This is a genomic window from Alteromonas sp. WD8-37, from assembly GCF_055326825.1.
In genome coordinates this window covers 90,444-106,714 of record NZ_JBUZOV010000004.1, presented here as the reverse complement: position 1 = coordinate 106,714, position 16,271 = coordinate 90,444, and the positions used below count along the sequence as shown (strand labels likewise).

Here is a 16,271-nt window from a genome sequence, read left to right as displayed (position 1 = left end):
TTGGCGTCCTTGTCTGTGTGGCTATGAATAAAAATAAACTTACCCTCAAAGACGTCGCCAAACTGATTGGTGTGTCTACTGCAACCATCTCTAACGCGTTTAACCGCCCGGATCAGCTGTCGGCCAAAAAGCGTGCGGAAATTTTGGCAGCGTGTGAACACATTGGCTACCACGGGCCGAACAAGGCCGCCCAAATATTACGCAAAGGAAAGTCGGGGATTGTGGCGCTGATCCTGGCGGACAACCTGGAATACATGGTCAGCGATCCGGTGGCCAGCACCTTTATCAAAGGCGTATCGCGCGTTTTGCAGCAGCACAGTAAACATGTATTGCTGTTCAGCGGCAATGATGGCGCCATTCGGGATATCAGCGACTTCGTGGATGGGTTTATTTGCTACGGGGCGCCGCAAAATACTGCGCTCATCGACCAGTTGGCGGATGCGCCCAAACCGGTGGTCACCGTCGATTTTAATATTGAAGGCGTGCCGTCGGTCAATATTGACAATGAACAGGCCGCGTATGATATCGCCCTGAAAGCGATGCAAGGGCCAGAACGTGTCGCCATACTGGGTCTGAAGCTGATTGACTCGCCCAACACGTGCCGAATTTACGATAGTCCATTGTTAGGCCATGAAACGTCCATTTCGCATCGCCGTCTTAACGGGTATCAGCGCGCCATCACTGACTCAGGCAACAGTATTGGCCGCGACCAGATATGGCATATCCCGGAGAGTCAGGGCAGTTATGCCCGGCAAGCTGCCAATGAAGTACTTAATTGTGAGCCGCGGCCCACTGTGGTGCTGTGCATGAGTGATATTATCGCGCTGGAATTGTTGCAGTGTGCCATTGCCAAAGGCATTGACGTGCCCGGCCAGTTAAAAATCACCGGCTTTGATGGCATTGATGAAGCCGCCCGAACGCGGCCCAACCTGACTACGGTGTGCCAGTCGAGTATCAGCAAAGGGGAACTGGCCGCGCAAATTTTGATAGCCGGCGACGAGAATTCTGTCACCCTCCCGTTTGAGCTGCTCCCCGGTGAAACCTGTTAAAATTTATCTACAAACAGTATGTAGGCGCTTACATCTGCTAGATAAAAAGTGCCGCGGTACTGGCAATGCGTGACAGCAGTAGCCGATCGGTATCTGTCCAGTCTGTGGCAGGAGCACCCGACTCACAGGTTAAAAATCCACGTATTTTCTGATTCTGGTCAAGTCGAAAGTGGACTGCGGTGGCAGCGTTTGGGGCGCACTCGCAGTGGCGATTGAGCTGTTGGATCACCGGGTGGGCCGGGCCCTGTCTGGATATGATCACCTGATGTTGCTGGAGCTGGTCGATAAAATCAGCATGGTTTGTCATACACAGGCTGGTGTCGGGAACGACTGCATCACGGCCCGGCATCATCATCGCCAGACACTGCACCTGTTGACTGGCAGCATCGATACGCCACACCGAAACCCGGCGTAAGCCATGTAACATTGTAAGCATGCACTGACACACAGCCTTGGCTTTATCAGAATCAGACAGGGTCGCGCGACTTAGTGCAAGGCTAAGCTGAGTGATGGCAGATGGTGCAAGCATAGTAACATTCACAGGGCTAACGACGGCCCGCAACCGCCATATAGTTATTACCTAATACTTTAACTGTATAACAGCCTCGTCGACTTCGCCCTTATTCATTAGTCTAGACTTTGCCGGCCATGGTTAGGGCAGCGGTATACCCAAGGCGCAGCCAACGTTGTTGAGACACCCATCGTAGACAAAACCGTAGACAAGACGACCATCTCATTTGGGACATCCACGTGTTCACGCGAAGAGTGTTTATCGGACATCCATCTATTTTGGACATCCATAGGCTAATGGGACGGACGTCAATTGGAAAGCCATGATGCTGGACACCCATAGTCAGCCTCGAGCCCTAATTAAAATATCCACGTCAATTACGGCCACCTGGTGGTCAGCAGGGTACAGCCAGAGTATGTGAGAAAACAGAGTCCGATGATTTTGGGGGTGCCCAGGCCAAGGTGGATGTCCAGTCAAAGGTGGGTGTCCATGCCAAAGGTTGATGTCCAGGTCGAAGGTGGGTGTCCAGGCTAAAGGTGGGTGTCCAGGCGAAAGGTGGGTGTCCAGGCCAAAGGTGGGTGTCCAGGCCAAAGGTGGGTGTCCAGGCCGAAGGTGGGTCTCCAGGCTAAAGGTGGGTGTCCAGGCCGAAGGTGGGTGTCCAGGCCGAAGGTGGGTGTCCAGGCAAAGGTGGGTGTCCAGGCCACATGGGATTTCTAAATCAAAGGGGCAAACAAAAAGCGCCAGGCCGGCAGCAGCCGGCAAGACAATTAGCTCATTTTTGACAGTACGGAGAGTGGCGCCACGCGCAGAAAATAGCGCACCACAGCCCATGGCCAGGCGGGGACAAAGGCATTGGCGGGTTCGCGGTTGATAGCCTTGACCAGTGCCTTGCAGCCGGTCTCGGTATCGACGATAAATGGCACATTTTTGACTTTTTCATTGATGGCCGAGCGGATAAAGCCGGGATGCACGGTGGTGACTTTTATCGGGGTGTCCATCACATCGACCCGGATTCCTTCTGACAATGAGGTCAACGCGGCTTTGGAAGCTGCATAGACCGTCAGTGCCCGGCGAAAGCCACGGATCCCGCTGACCGACGAAATTGTCACCAGATGGCCGTAATTTTGCTTTCGAAAAATCTCCATGGCCGCTTCACACTGCGCCAGAGCCGAGACAAAATTGGTGATGGCTGTTTGTTTGTTGGCATCAAAATGGCCGGTGCCAATCGACGCACCTTTGCCCATCCCGGCATTCACGATGATCCGGTCCAGGCCACCCAGTTGTTTTTCAAAAAGCTGGAAGGTTTCAAAAACAGCATCATGATCATTAACATCCAATGTCTGAACACTGATTTTAAGCCCGCGGTTAATCGCCAGGCACTCTGTTTTCAGTGAGTCCAGATGGTCTGCCCGCCGGGCGCATAACGCCAGATTATGACCCTGGCGGGCAAACTCAATGGCCATTCCTCGGCCAAGACCGGAGCTGGCTCCGGTGATCAAAATATTCCTGCGCATAGGCAAAAGCTTAGTCCCAGACCAATTGTTTGAAATGTTTACGGCACATCGACTCATAGCGATCGTTGCCGCCAATTTGCACCTGATCGCCGCAGGTCACGGCATTGCCTTCATCATCCAGGCGCACCACAAAGCTGGCTTTACGACCACAATGGCACACAGTTTTGAGCTCCGCCAGTTTGTCGGCCCAGGCCAGCAGATAATGGCTACCTTCAAAGGTTTCGCCCAAAAAGTCGGTGCGCAGGCCATAGGCAAGCACCGGAATATCCAGCTCATCGACAATCTCTACCAGTTGACGCACCTGTTTACGGGTCAAAAACTGGGCTTCGTCGATAAACACACTGTCGAGCGGTTGCTTGCGGTGTTGTTTAAATACAGCCTGATAAATATTGTCTTGGGCGTTATACAGCAAGGCTTCAGCCTGCAGGCCAATGCGTGAGGTGACCTTGCCTATCTCGTAGCGATCATCCACCTCGGCAGTGAAAATGAGGGTATGCATGCCACGTTCGCGATAATTGTATGCAGACTGCAGCAGGGCGGTGGATTTACCGGCATTCATTGCCGAGTAATAAAAATAAAGCTGGGCCATAGAGTTTGTTTTCTTATGCGCCGGGGCCGTAGCACGCCGGTCGGGTGAGCCAAAGACCCATTGTAACCAACTTGGCAAGCAATGTGCGAACTTCTCGGCCAGGCGCACAAACAAAAACAGGAGCCACAAGGGCTCCTGTTTACAGGCAGAATTTGCTGTCGATTTAGGCGGCTTTTTCATCCTTGGCCGGCGCTACCGGAGTGCTGCCAGGCATAGTTTCTTCGGCACTGAGCAATTCCAGGTCGAAGGTGAACTCATCCACGCGTACCGCCAGTTTACGTTTTTCGTTGTAGTCATGCAGCTGGGCAGCTTCAGAGGCATTGATTACGCCTTTTTCCTGCAGCTTGTTCAGCGCATTTTCAAACGAAACAAACGGCACCACTGGCTCTTTACGCAAGGCTTTTTGCACTTTACCTAACAGCGGTGCCACCGCGTGCTTGGCTTTAAAGGCCTGCTCGTTGATGTCATTACCGTCGCCAGCTACCGGGCGCACCAGGTGAGTCAGCTGCGCTTTCACCGAACTGTCTTCCATCGCCGCGGCTGATAATTCAGTCACCAGCTTGTCAGAAACGGTAGAGGTGCTGTTGGTGTAGGTGTTGGTTAGTACACGCATCAGGCCCCGAGTTGCGGTGTTCGGGAAGTTGCTGATGAAATCAACAATCGCTTTTTCCGCCTGCATCAATGACCACTGCATGGCATATTCAAAATAAGGCCGCGCTTGCTGGCGATCATCAATGCGCTGCTCGTAAAAACGAATCGCCGCCATGGCACCATACAGATAGCTCATCACATCGCCTAAGCGGGCAGAGAGCAGTTCTGCTTTTTTCAGGTTGCCGCCCAAAACCGCTAGCGATAAATCGGCCAGTGGCGCCAGCTTGGCTGCCAGGCTGTTAACGCGTTTTTCATAACGACGTACTTCTGGCAATGCTGATTTAGCATCACGGGCAAAGGGCGCGTAACTTTGCACAATACTGCGCAGTGAGTTTTTCACGCTAAAGCTGATAGTTTTGCGCAACACAGTATTAAATTCTGCATCAGCACTGCTGTCGTTGCTGTGGATCAGCTCAACCATGTCTTTCAGATACGGGTGACAGCGCATTGCGCCCTGGCCGAAAATCATCAGGTTACGGGTCAAAATATTGGCCCCTTCAACCGTGATGGCAATCGGCATCGCGCCATAGGCACCGGCCAGAGTATTCTGTGGACCACGTTGAATCGCTTTACCCGCCTGGATATCCATGGCTGAGTTCAACACATCACGGCCCAGCTCGGTCATGTGATATTTAGCAATCGCGGTTACTACCGACGGCTTAAGACCCATGCCCAGGCCTTCGGTGGTCAACACACGCATGGCTTCAAGCAAGAAGGTTTTGCCGGCGATGTCCGCCATTTTGCCCTGAATACCCTCGAACTTACCGATGTTCAGGCTGAACTGTTCACGCACAAAGCTGTACTCAGAGGCCGCTTTAAATGATGACTGAGCAGTTGCTACACCCATCGCCGGCAAAGAAATACCACGACCAGCGCCTAAGCAGCTCACCAGCATCTGCCAGCCACGGCCGATATTTTTCTGGCCACCGATAATGAAGTCCATCGGAATAAACACATTTTCACCACGGGTAGTACCATTGTAAAAACGCTGGCCCATGGGGTCATGACGGTTACCCAGCTCTACGCCAGGGTGCGACTTAGGCAGCAGGGCACAGGTAATACCCAGCTCTTTTTTGCCACCCAGTAAACCGTCTGGATCGTACACTTTAAAGGCCAGACCCAATACCGTGGCAATCGGCGCCAGCGTGATATAACGCTTATCCCACGTTACCGACAGGCCCAGTACTTCTTCGCCGTTATACTCACCCTTGGTCACAATCCCAGCATCCGGAATGGCACCGGCATCTGAACCCGCTTCTGGGCTGGTCAGGGCAAAGCACGGAATATCCTGGCCAACCGCCAGACGCGGCAACCAGTAATCTTGTTGTGCGGTGGTGCCGTAATGCATCAGCAGCTCGCCCGGGCCTAATGAGTTAGGCACCATCACGGTTACTGCAATCGCGCCGCTTTTCGCTGCAATCGTCGCTACCACAGTGGAGTTGGCATACGGGCTGAATTCCAGGCCACCAAATTTTTTCGGAATGATCATCGAAAAGAACCGGTTTTTACCCAGAAAATCCAATACCGGCTGAGGAATATGCTTGCCATTACCCAGCTCGAAATCGTCGATCATGCCCAGCAGTTCTTGCACCGGGCCATCTAAAAAGGCTTGCTCGTCAGCGCTCAGCTGAGCTTTTGGCACAGCGCGCAGCGCGTCCATATCAGGCTTACCCTGATAAATTGATGATTCAATCCAAATGTCACCAGCATCCAGTGCTTCCTGTTCGGTTACCGAAATAGGAGGAAGAACTTTTTTCAGGCTTTGTCTAATACTCATAATCACTCATCCGCTCATCTGACCAGTTGTATGATTCGAATATTACACCATCGGGCCCAAAGATCAAATCTGGTTAGTGCATTGTTAACAGGTTTAATGAAATTTAATCCTATTAGATGGCTGGCTACAGGGTTTAGGCGTGTTCTGATACCTAAGCATCAGAATAAAAACCCACAGGTGGCTTACATTTACCGGGTAAATCTCGCTACACTGTGGGCTGTTCATTGATCATCACAAGGTACGCCGGTTCTATGCAAAAACTGCCCGCCTGGATGCAGTGGTGTCTGCATTCACCCAAACTTGCTGTCCTGCTCTTTATTATTGTGTGCGCTGCCACCGGTTGGGGCGCTTCCAGCCTGTATTTTCGTGGCGACTATAAAGTCTTTTTTGAGCCGGACAATCCTCAGCGCCAGGCTTTTGAACAAATGCAAAACACCTTTAATAAAAGCGAGAATGTCTCGTTTTTAATTGTGCCCAAAGCGCAAACGGTGTTTCAGACCGACACCTTTAAGCTGATTCACGAGTTAACTGAGCAAGCCTGGCAACTGCCGCTTTCCACCCGGGTCGAGTCCATTGCCAATTATCAGCACACCTATGCTGAAGATGACGATCTGGTGGTCACCGACCTCATTCGGCAGGGCCAGTATGACAAGGGGCATATCCGCTGGGTGCGCGAGGTGGTGCAAAGCACGCCGGAGGTAGACGGCCGGCTGGTGGCCGCCAATGGCTCGGTGGCGGTCATCAATGCCACGATTCAACTGCCTGATGGTGACCAGACCAAAGAGGTGATAGAGATTGCCGATTACGCGCGTCAGTTAGAGCAACAGTTTGAGCAAACCTACCCGGATCATGAGATTTATCTGACCGGCATGGTGATCATGAACGATGCCTTTGCGGTGGCCGCCCAGGACGACGCGCAAACCTTGATCCCACTGATGTTTGTGGTGATTACCGTGATGATTGCGCTACTAACCCGCTCGGTGATTGCCGCGCTGGCCACCTTGGTAATTGTAGGCTCCTGCATTGTGGTGACCATGGGCCTGGCCGGTTGGGCCGGGTTATTTTTAAGTACCGCCACCGTCAATGTGCCCACCATGGTGATGACCCTGGCCGTGGCGGACTGTATTCATGTGATTGTCAGCTTTCGCCAGTTTGCCCGCCAGGGCATGGCCAAGCACGAAGCGCTGGCCGAGAGCATGAAGGTAAATACCAAGCCGGTCCTGATCACCAGTGTTACCACTGCCATTGGCTTTTTGATGCTCAATTTCTCAGCTGTGCCAATACTGGCTGATCTGGGGAATATGACCGCGGTGGGCGTGATGTGTGCCTGCTTGTTCTCATTAACCGTATTGCCGGCACTGCTGAACATGCTGCCGCTGCGCTTGCCGGCCAAGCATGGCCGCCACACCGGCCGCTTTGAACAGGCAGGCGACTGGGTGTGTCGCCATCATCGCCGCATTTTGCCGGTGTCTCTACTGGTTGTGATTGTGACGCTGGTGTTTTCCACCAACAATGTGCTCAATGATGTGGCGGTGAAATACTTTGACCATGGCAGCACCTTTCGCCAGGCGGTGAATGTGCAGGAAGAGACCATGGGCGGCATGTCAAACATCGATTTTGTGATCCACACCGATGAAGAATACGGCGTCACCCAACCAGAGGTGTTGCAAAAAGTAGACAGCTTTTCGCGCTGGTTAAATGAACAGCCGGAAGTACATCACGTGACCAGCTTCAGTGATACCATGAAGCGGCTCAACATGAATATGAATGATGACAATCCGGCCTATTATCGTTTACCCGAGGATGCTGATACGGCTTCGCAGTACCTGTTATTGTATGAAATGTCGCTGCCGTACGGGCTCGACCTGAACAATCAAATTGACCTAAACAAATCTGCGGTGCGGGTGATTGCCGTATTGGATAACCTGGGCAGTAATGAATTTACCGAGTTTGAACAGCGCGCGAAGGCCAAATTTGCTGACCTGGCACCGCAATTGCGTATGGAGGCGGCCAGCCCGCCATTGATGTTTGCCCACATCGGCGCGCGCAATATGCAAAGTATGGTGTGGGGCACCGTTTTGGCGCTGGTGTTAATTTCCGGGCTGATCCTGGTGGCGCTGAAATCCTGGCGCCTTGGGCTGGTCAGTCTGATGACCAATCTGGTCCCAGCTGGGATTGGCTTTGGGGTCTGGGGCATGGTTTCCGGCGAAATCAATATGGCTTTGTCGGTGGTCTTAAGTATGACCATGGGCATCATTGTTGATGACACAGTGCATTTTTTATCTAAGTATCAGCTGGCCCGCCATGCCGGCCGCACTGTGCACGAAGCCATCCGATATACTTTTGCCACGGTAGGACAGGCGCTGGTGACCACCACTTTGGTTCTGGCGGCCGGCTTTGGCATATTGATGTTGTCCAGCTTCCGGTTGAATTCGGATATGGGCACACTGACCGTGATCATCATTGTCGCGGCACTTTTAGTTGATTTATTATTGCTGCCAGCCTTTTTGTTATGGCTGGCCCGCGTGCAAAAAAAGACGTTCAGAGGTGAACATGAAACAACTGTATAAACCGCGCCAGCACTGGCTGTTATGTGCACTGCTGGCCTTTAGCGCGCCGCTTTGGGCGGATGAAAAATCCCAGCAAAAAGGGCTGGAGATCGCCGAAACTCGTAAAGCCAAGGACAGCGGCTGGGATAACAGTGTGGCTGAAATCACCATGATTTTACGCAATGCCCAGGGCCAGGAAGCGACCCGCCAGATGCGCGTGGACTCGCTGGAAGTGCAGGACGATGGTGATAAGGCATTAACCGTATTTGATTCGCCACGGGATGTGGCGGGCACCGCATTTTTGAGTTTTTCTCATGCCATGGAGCCGGATGAGCAGTGGATTTATTTGCCGGCCATCAAGCGGGTAAAGCGGATTGCCTCGCGCAATAAATCCGGCCCGTTTATGAGCAGTGAATTTGCCTTTGAAGACATGACCTCGTTTGAGGTGGAAAAGTTTAACTACGACTTTTTGCGCGAAGACACGTATCAGGGCGATAAAGTGTATGTGATTGAACAAATTCCTCAGGATGAATTTTCTGGTTATTCCAAGCAAATCGTGTGGATTGATCAGGAACACTATCGGGTGCGCAAGGTGGAGTTTTTCGACCGTAAAGACGATGCGCTGAAAACCCTGGAATTTGAGGACTATTCCTCGTACGAGGTAGACGGTAAAACATTCTGGCGCCCCTCTCGCAGCTACATGTACAACCAGCAAACCGGTAAATCCACCGAGCTGGTGACCGAGAATCTGTTATTTAAACAGGAACTCGATGAATCCGATTTTGACAAAAACAGCCTACGCAGAGCCCGCTAACGCTATGAAATTTAAATTCCGACTTCTCACGGCTGCCATGGCGACGGCAGCGCTTTCCAGTCAGGCCCAGGTGCTCAGGGATATTGAGATGGCCGGCAGTGCCTCATTTGAAGGGCGCTATTTTTTGCAGGATGCCGCGTATCCTGAGCAGCCCCGCACGCAAGCCTCGGTGGCTGTTGAGCCGGAATGGTATACCGAGTGGAACGACGGCCAGGACAGTTTGTTGTTCAAGCCATTTGCTCGCCTGGATAATCAGGACAGCGAGCGCACCCACTGGGATGTTCGTGAACTGCAGTGGCTGCATGTTGCCGATAACTGGGAAACCCGGGTCGGGGTAGGTAAGGTCTTTTGGGGCCAGACCGAATCCTTACATCTGGTAGATATCATTAACCAGACCGACCTGGTTGAGCAGGTGGACGGCGAAGAAAAGCTCGGTCAGCCCATGGTGAATTTTACCACCTACGGGGATTGGGGCACCTTGTCTGCCTATGTATTACCGTATTTTCGCGAGCGCACTTTCTCTGGCCTGGAAGGGCGCTTTAGGCCACCACTGCCGGTAGATACCGACCGTGCGGAGTATGAATCCGGCGCTGAACAGCATCACCTGGACTATGCGCTGCGCTACATGCACAGTATCGGCGAGTATGAGGTAGGCCTGTCGTACTTTAACGGCACCACCCGGGAGCCGGAGCTGCAGGTTGGCCAGGATGTGATCACCGAGCCGTTTATTTTTCCATATTATGCCCAGATCCAGCAGTTCGGGGTCGATCTGCTAAAAGTGCAGGGTGCCTGGTTACTTAAATTTGAGGGGATCTATCGTGAAGGCCAGAGTGAAGACTTTACGGCCGCGGTGGCCGGCTTTGAGCGCACTTCGGTGGGGGTACTAGGGACCAATCACGATGTAGGCCTTCTGATGGAATATCAGTTTGATGAGCGCGAAAATAACTTTTTTAGTACCGGCCAGAATGATTTAATGGTGGGCGCACGCTGGTCATTCAATGATATCGACGGTACCGAGGTACTGGCTGGGTTTGTGCAGGACCTGGATGATACCGGCACCTATAATGCCTTCGTAGAGGCCTCCAGCCGGATGACCGACAACTGGCGCTGGAAAGTGGATGCCTATCTATTTTCATCCGATGATGAGTTCGATACATTTTTCTTTTTGCGGCGCGATGATCATGTGCAGGTAACGCTGGAGTATTTTTTCTAATAAATAGTGGTATAGAGAATGATAAAAAAATGGATTGGAGCGTTGATTAGTGTGGCAGGACTTACCACTTTCAGCGCGCAGGCCACGGATAAGATGTATGGCATTGTGGGCAGCGGATATGGCGATGGCGAGTACCAGCAGGTGGATGCAGGCAGTGAGACTCTGTACCTGGCGTTTGGCCATGAACTGAGCCCCCAATGGTATGTCGAGGCAGGCTTTAAGCGGCTGTTTGATGATGAAAACGAGCTGGTAGCACTTAAAGCTGATGGGCTGTATCTGGCGCTACTGGGCAAGGCCGGTGGCCGCCATGGTGAGTTGTTTTATAAGCTGGGTGTGATGCGCACTGATATTCGCGGCCAGGCGATGACCGAAGCGTGCACCAACTGCCAGTTTGATGATGGCATTGTCGCCGGCATGGCTGGGCTGGGCTTTGATTTTCATGTGGGGCTCAACAGTATGATCCGGCTGGAATACGAATATGTGCGCGGCGAAGATGAGTTTTCCGCCAACTTGTTCAATCTGGCATTTCGGTATAATTTTAATTAGTCAGCCAGCGAGTGGGTTGTCGAGTAAACTTTCCCGCCCAGTGCACGGTATGAATAGATAAACCAACGTAAAGGTGCTGATATTCATGAAAAATGAGTTGGACAACACATTTGTGCTCAGGGTTTTCGATAAAATCCGCCAGTTTGGGACCAAGCAGGATGATCGCTATCAGTTAAATGGCATCACTGCGTTTACCGATATGGACGGCTATACCCTGTTTATAGAAGATCCCAAAGTGAAGCTACAATATGGCTTTCATAATCAGTATCATTTTGATTATGAGTCAGATGAACACGTTAATCAGTTTACTAAAAAGCTAAAATCCATCGACGAAGAGTACTGAACTGGATTGGCAGCTTAATTCAGACTACAGTTGCTAAGCCCGCCTTATGGCGGGCTTTTTTGTACATCGGCGAAACACTGGCATTCAGTGGCCCAGCAAGTACAATAGGCAAAAAATTTCAGGAGCTATTGGCGTTGGCAGGCATTACCCCCCCGTCTTTTAAAATTGCATATCTAGGTCCCAAATACTGGCCGGTGTGGCTGGGTGCCGGGGTGCTGTACCTGCTGACCTGGCTACCGCTACCAGCCATCCGCTTGTTAGGCCGTGGAGTGGGGCGCCTGATTGGCCGTATTGTGCCAAAACGGGTGGCGGTGGCTCGCCGTAATATCGAGCTGACTTATCCCCAGTTGAGCGAGCAGGAAGTGACCCGACTGACCCGGCACAATGTCGCGCGCGCCGGCAATGCCTTGTTTGAAACCGCCATGGGCTGGTGGTGGCCAGACTGGCGCGTCAAACGGCATATCGAAATTGAAGGTTTTGAGCATGTGGAAGCGGCGCTGGCCGAAGGCAAAGGGGTGTTCGGCCTGGCGCTGCATAATATGAATCTGGAATTTGCCTGCCGCGGTTTAGGTTATACTCACCCAGCCATTGCGTTTTACCGCAAGCACAATAATCCGTTGGTGGATTATTTGCAGTATCACGGCCGTGCCCGCTCCAATAAATACATGATCCACAAACGTAACGCCCGCGCACTAATGGCGGCACTGGATAGTCAGGAGCTATGTTTGTACCTGCCGGATCAGGATTATGGCCGCAGTCAGAGCATATTTGTGCCCTTTGGCGGAGTGGCGCAAACCGCGACGTCCACCGCCACCTTGATGTTTGCCCGTCGTGCCAACTGTGTGCCGATGATTTTCACCTCGCAGTACACCGCCTCCGGCTATCGCATAAAAATATACCCTCCGTTGCCCGAACTGGCCACACTGGATGATCATGCTGCGCTGACCCTGCTCAACGAACATGTGGCCAAAATCGTGGCAGAACAGCCTGAAAGTTATTTGTGGATGCACAAGCGCTTTAAAACCCGGCCCCATGACAGCGACCCGTCGCTGTACACCGGTTAAGCCATACACCAGCTAAGCGGCTCAAGACGTGCCCGCGCAGATGAATGAGGGTCTTCACCCTGGCGGGATAAATTTGTCACTGAGGTAAATTTCACTGTAGTATTAAGTTAACCTGGTCAAAAAACCCACGAGACGAGCAGTATGGCAACAAAGGGATTTTCGAGCACCGCTTTTTGGGCCAAACAGATAATGTTGGCGCTGGTGCTGATAGTAATTGCCAGTGTGTTGATTTACCTCAACCAGCAACACAATGAAGAAAGTGCTGAGATGGGCACCGAAGAGCGTTCGGTGTCCAAAGGCTTAAGTGATTTTTACAGCGAATTTCGCAGCAGTTCGCCTTCCAGCCCGGAAGTGCCCACCGGCGATTTTGTGTTGGATGTGAACAATGCTGACATGCCGCTGGATTCGCGCCTGCAGGCGATGGCCAGCGAACTGCGGCCGGTCAAGGACAGCTGGGTTGGCGAGCACAAGCACCGCACCTTCAAAGCGGGCAATACCCTGCGTGAAGCGATTTCCGCCTATGCTGAGAAAGAGGGGATGCAGGTTATCTGGGATCTGCACCAGGATTTTGTTATTAAACACCAGTTTCAGATGGACGATACTATCGTCGGTTCGCTGGGCCAGATCGCCAGCGCGGTAGACAGCAATTTTGCCGGCCAGGTCAGCACCTTTGTGTGCCCGCATCAGCGCTCGCTGGTGGTGACCGACAAAACCACCGACTTTTTACAGACTCACTGCACCCGCCAGTAACCAGACTAGTCCGGTTTACTGGCTTGTTCAGTCTGCTTAGCCAGAGTTTGCTGCCAGATGGCGCTGACCTTGTCGCGTAGCTGCTCTAATGCCTCATTGGACACCGCCAGCTTGTCATCGGCCAGGGTCAGATGATGATACTGATTACGCAATGACAAATAGGCATTGGCCAGGGTACGGCTGGTGCCATCATCAATGATCGCTAGCGCGCTGGCTTGTTCTAATATACGCAAATTATCCGTGTAGCGGGTCAGCACCGAATGGTCATGGGCACCGGCCAGCACCCAGTACTGAGTCAAAAATTCAATATCGGTGATGCCCCCCACACAATGTTTCAAATCCACATCCTGTTGCTTGCTGTTATTGAGATGACTGCGCATTTTTTCGCGCATGGTCACCACTTCCTCGGCCAGCGAAGAGGCGTCGCGCTCGGCTTGTAATATGGCATTGCGAATAGCCACGAAAGACTCCAGTAAAGCCGGGTCGCCGGCCACGCCTCGGGCTCTGACCAGCGCCTGGTGCTCCCAGGTCCAGGCTTGCTGACGCTGATAACTTTCGAAGCCGTCGATATGGCAGCACAGCAAGCCCGCAGAGCCGGACGGCCGCAGACGTAGATCGGTTTCATACAGCTGGCCAAACAGCGTGGTGGTGTTCAGTAAGTGCATGATGCGCTGCGCCAGCTTGATATAAAATTGCTGAGCGCCCACCGCTTTTTTGCCGTTGGTATGGCTGCCATCCGGTGCGTTGTGCACAAATACCAGATCCAGATCCGACCCATAGCCCAGTTCATAGCCACCCAGCTTGCCATAGCCAATTACCGCAAAGCCGCGCTGGTTGTCCTGCAGATGCTCAGGTTCGCCAAAGCGGGCACTGACCTGCCCCCAGGCTTGGCTGATGACCGACTCCAGCAGCACCTCTGCCAGCACGGTAAGTTTGTCACTGACCCGGGTGACCGGCAGCGAGCCACTGATATCCGAAGCAGCAATCCGCAGTTGCTGACACAGCTTAAACTGGCGGCATGCTTCCATGGTTTGCTCCACATCGTCCGGGTCGATGCGCAGCAGTTGCTGGCGTAACTCGTCGGTATATTCGGCGCGGCTTTCTTCCAGCCCGCTATTTTGTTGCTGCAAATACAGCGGGGTGAGTAATTCATCCAGCAACAGGGGAAAACGTTGGATCTGCCGTGCAATCCAATCACTGCCCTGGCATAGATGCACTAATTGTTTTAGCACCTCGAGATTTTCCAGCAGCAAATTTAAATAGGTAGTACGCCCGGTGATGGCCCGGATTACATTTAGCAGCCGCGGCATCACGGTATGGGCATCGGTCGGGCATTGCTCAAGCAGAGTGTGCAGTAACTCTGGCATGAGTTCATCGAGGGTTTTCTGGCCCCGTTCACCAATACGAAACTGACGCAGACTGGCTCGAAATCCGTTGAGCTGTTCATACACCGCCTCGGCATTGTGGTCATCCACATACGGGGCCAGCAACAGGCCAAAATCATCCTGGTTCATATCCAGTTGCCAGGCATCTTTGCACACCAGATACAGCGAGTCTTCGCTGGAATGACTTTGATGATGCTCTTCCACCAGATCGTTAAACTGGGCATGTACCTCTTCCATCCGCTGGCTCAATTCAGCATAAAATGCTTCGTAGTCGGCAAAATCCATGATCTGGCACAGGACTGCCTGCTGGTGCTCATCGTCAGGCAGGGTTTGGGTCTGGGCATCATCAAATTGTTGCAGTGTGTGCTCAACTTTACGCAAAAACTGATAATGGTCGTACAGGGTGTGGATGGTGCCAGCTTCCACAATGTCTAAATCGGCCAATGCTGTGAGCGTTTCATGCAGGCCGCGCTGCTGCAGAGCCGGTTCGCGTCCGCCATGGATTAACTGAAAACTTTGGGCAAAAAATTCGACCTCGCGGATCCCGCCCGGGCCCAGCTTGATGTTGTCGGTCAGTCCTCGGCGGCGGATCTCCCGGGTGATGAGCCCTTTCATATGACGCAGCGCATCGATAGTGGTGAAATCCAGATAGCGACGAAACGTAAAAGGGCGCAGGATATTTTTGAGCTCTGCCAAATACGGACTCTCCGCGCCAAGCACCCGGGCTTTGACCATCGCAAAGCGCTCCCAGCTGCGCCCCTGCTCCTGATAATAATCTTCCAGCGCAGCAAAATGGGTCACCAGCGGGCCGCTGTCACCAAACGGGCGCAGCCGCATATCCACCCGAAAAACCTGGCCATCCACGGTCACTGTGTTCAGTGCTGCAATAAGCTTTTGCGCCAGCTTATTAAAAAACTGCTGGTTTTCCATTTGTTTGCGTCCGCCTTCGGTCATACCCTTGGTGGGATAGCAAAAAATCAGATCGATATCAGAGGAAAAGTTGAGTTCCCGTCCGCCTAGCTTGCCCATCCCCAAAATCAACAGCGGCTGCGGACCGTGTGGACCGGCGGGAGTGCCATAGCGCTGGCTTAAATGGTGATACAGCCAGTCACGGGCAGCTAAAATTAGTGCATCAGCCAGATCAGACATGGCGATGATGGAGGTCTCGATACTTTGCTGGTTGAGCAAATCGCGGCGGGCCAGGTTAGCCATCTGCGCATTGCGAAATTGACGCAGTGCACGGTGCAAGTCATCTTCGCTGTTAACCTCGGCCAACCGCGCTTGCAGTAAGGCAGGATAATCGAGTGAGTCCGGGTCGTCGCTGGGTTGCGCTAACCAGTCCGGATGCAGCTCAAGATAACGGCTGACAAATTCACTTAAACCGGGCAGATAGTAGTCCGCAGACTCGGGTTGCGCGGTATGCTCGTCAGCGTCGAACTTCTGCCAAAAGGTCTGAGTGCGCTCTGCGATAATCCTGTTCATTTGCTCTTGCGTAGGCATAATACACGCCATATCT

Annotated in this window: 13 protein-coding genes; 8 read left to right on the top strand and 5 right to left on the bottom strand. The window is 52.6% G+C overall.

What is annotated here, in order from left to right; translation table 11 throughout:
- The first annotated feature begins 23 nt into the window (after window positions 1-23).
- On the top strand, window positions 24-1,049 hold the full coding sequence (locus tag ACTUJZ_RS11195; RefSeq protein WP_463636399.1) for a LacI family DNA-binding transcriptional regulator: 1,026 nt from the start codon (window positions 24-26) through the stop codon (window positions 1,047-1,049).
- 37 nt (window positions 1,050-1,086) lie between these two features.
- Here the strand turns inward: ACTUJZ_RS11195 and ACTUJZ_RS11190 are convergent, their stop codons facing one another.
- The 4 genes from ACTUJZ_RS11190 to ACTUJZ_RS11175 all read right to left on the bottom strand — a co-directional run bounded on the left by ACTUJZ_RS11190 (window position 1,087) and on the right by ACTUJZ_RS11175 (window position 6,091).
- Window positions 1,087-1,578 (bottom strand): hypothetical protein, encoded by a 492-nt coding sequence (locus ACTUJZ_RS11190; RefSeq protein WP_463636398.1) that lies wholly within the window; start codon window positions 1,576-1,578, stop codon window positions 1,087-1,089.
- A gap of 749 nt (window positions 1,579-2,327) precedes the next feature.
- Complete coding sequence (locus ACTUJZ_RS11185) at window positions 2,328-3,074, bottom strand: SDR family oxidoreductase (protein WP_463636397.1); 747 nt, start codon at window positions 3,072-3,074, stop codon at window positions 2,328-2,330.
- Window positions 3,075-3,084: 10 nt separating this feature from the next.
- Window positions 3,085-3,663: a thymidine kinase gene (locus ACTUJZ_RS11180; protein ID WP_463636396.1), complete on the bottom strand. Its 579-nt coding sequence runs from the start codon at window positions 3,661-3,663 to the stop codon at window positions 3,085-3,087.
- A gap of 163 nt (window positions 3,664-3,826) precedes the next feature.
- Window positions 3,827-6,091: an acyl-CoA dehydrogenase gene (locus ACTUJZ_RS11175; RefSeq protein WP_463636395.1), complete on the bottom strand. Its 2,265-nt coding sequence runs from the start codon at window positions 6,089-6,091 to the stop codon at window positions 3,827-3,829.
- A gap of 251 nt (window positions 6,092-6,342) precedes the next feature.
- On the opposite strand from ACTUJZ_RS11175, the gene ACTUJZ_RS11170 reads away from it, so the two are divergent.
- The 7 genes from ACTUJZ_RS11170 (at window position 6,343) to ACTUJZ_RS11140 (ending at window position 13,370) form a co-directional block, all read left to right on the top strand.
- Window positions 6,343-8,661 carry an efflux RND transporter permease subunit gene (locus tag ACTUJZ_RS11170; RefSeq protein WP_463636394.1) on the top strand — a complete coding sequence of 773 codons (2,319 nt, stop codon included), beginning with the start codon at window positions 6,343-6,345 and terminating at the stop codon, window positions 8,659-8,661.
- Window positions 8,645-9,454 (top strand): outer membrane lipoprotein-sorting protein, encoded by an 810-nt coding sequence (locus ACTUJZ_RS11165; RefSeq protein WP_463636393.1) that lies wholly within the window; start codon window positions 8,645-8,647, stop codon window positions 9,452-9,454. The genes ACTUJZ_RS11170 and ACTUJZ_RS11165 overlap by 17 nt, the downstream gene beginning before the upstream one ends.
- A 4-nt stretch (window positions 9,455-9,458) precedes the next feature.
- Window positions 9,459-10,667, top strand: coding sequence for a hypothetical protein (locus ACTUJZ_RS11160; RefSeq protein WP_463636392.1), 1,209 nt, complete (start codon window positions 9,459-9,461; stop codon window positions 10,665-10,667).
- Window positions 10,668-10,718: 51 nt separating this feature from the next.
- The gene (locus tag ACTUJZ_RS11155; protein WP_463636391.1) at window positions 10,719-11,213 is read left to right on the top strand and encodes an autotransporter outer membrane beta-barrel domain-containing protein; all 495 of its coding nucleotides are present in this window, start codon (window positions 10,719-10,721) and stop codon (window positions 11,211-11,213) included.
- 85 nt (window positions 11,214-11,298) lie between these two features.
- Entirely contained in the window at window positions 11,299-11,556 is a 258-nt protein-coding gene (locus ACTUJZ_RS11150; protein ID WP_463636390.1) for a DUF3081 family protein, read from the top strand.
- Between the two features lie 134 nt (window positions 11,557-11,690).
- Window positions 11,691-12,620, top strand: a complete 930-nt coding sequence (gene lpxL, locus ACTUJZ_RS11145) for an LpxL/LpxP family Kdo(2)-lipid IV(A) lauroyl/palmitoleoyl acyltransferase (protein ID WP_463636389.1) — start codon at window positions 11,691-11,693, stop codon at window positions 12,618-12,620.
- Window positions 12,621-12,761: 141 nt separating this feature from the next.
- Complete coding sequence (locus ACTUJZ_RS11140; protein WP_463636388.1) at window positions 12,762-13,370, top strand: TcpQ domain-containing protein; 609 nt, start codon at window positions 12,762-12,764, stop codon at window positions 13,368-13,370.
- A 5-nt stretch (window positions 13,371-13,375) separates the two neighbouring features.
- Here the strand turns inward: ACTUJZ_RS11140 and glnE are convergent, their stop codons facing one another.
- On the bottom strand, window positions 13,376-16,255 hold the full coding sequence (gene glnE, locus ACTUJZ_RS11135) for a bifunctional [glutamate--ammonia ligase]-adenylyl-L-tyrosine phosphorylase/[glutamate--ammonia-ligase] adenylyltransferase (RefSeq protein WP_463636387.1): 2,880 nt from the start codon (window positions 16,253-16,255) through the stop codon (window positions 13,376-13,378).
- Window positions 16,256-16,271: the final 16 nt, after the last annotated feature.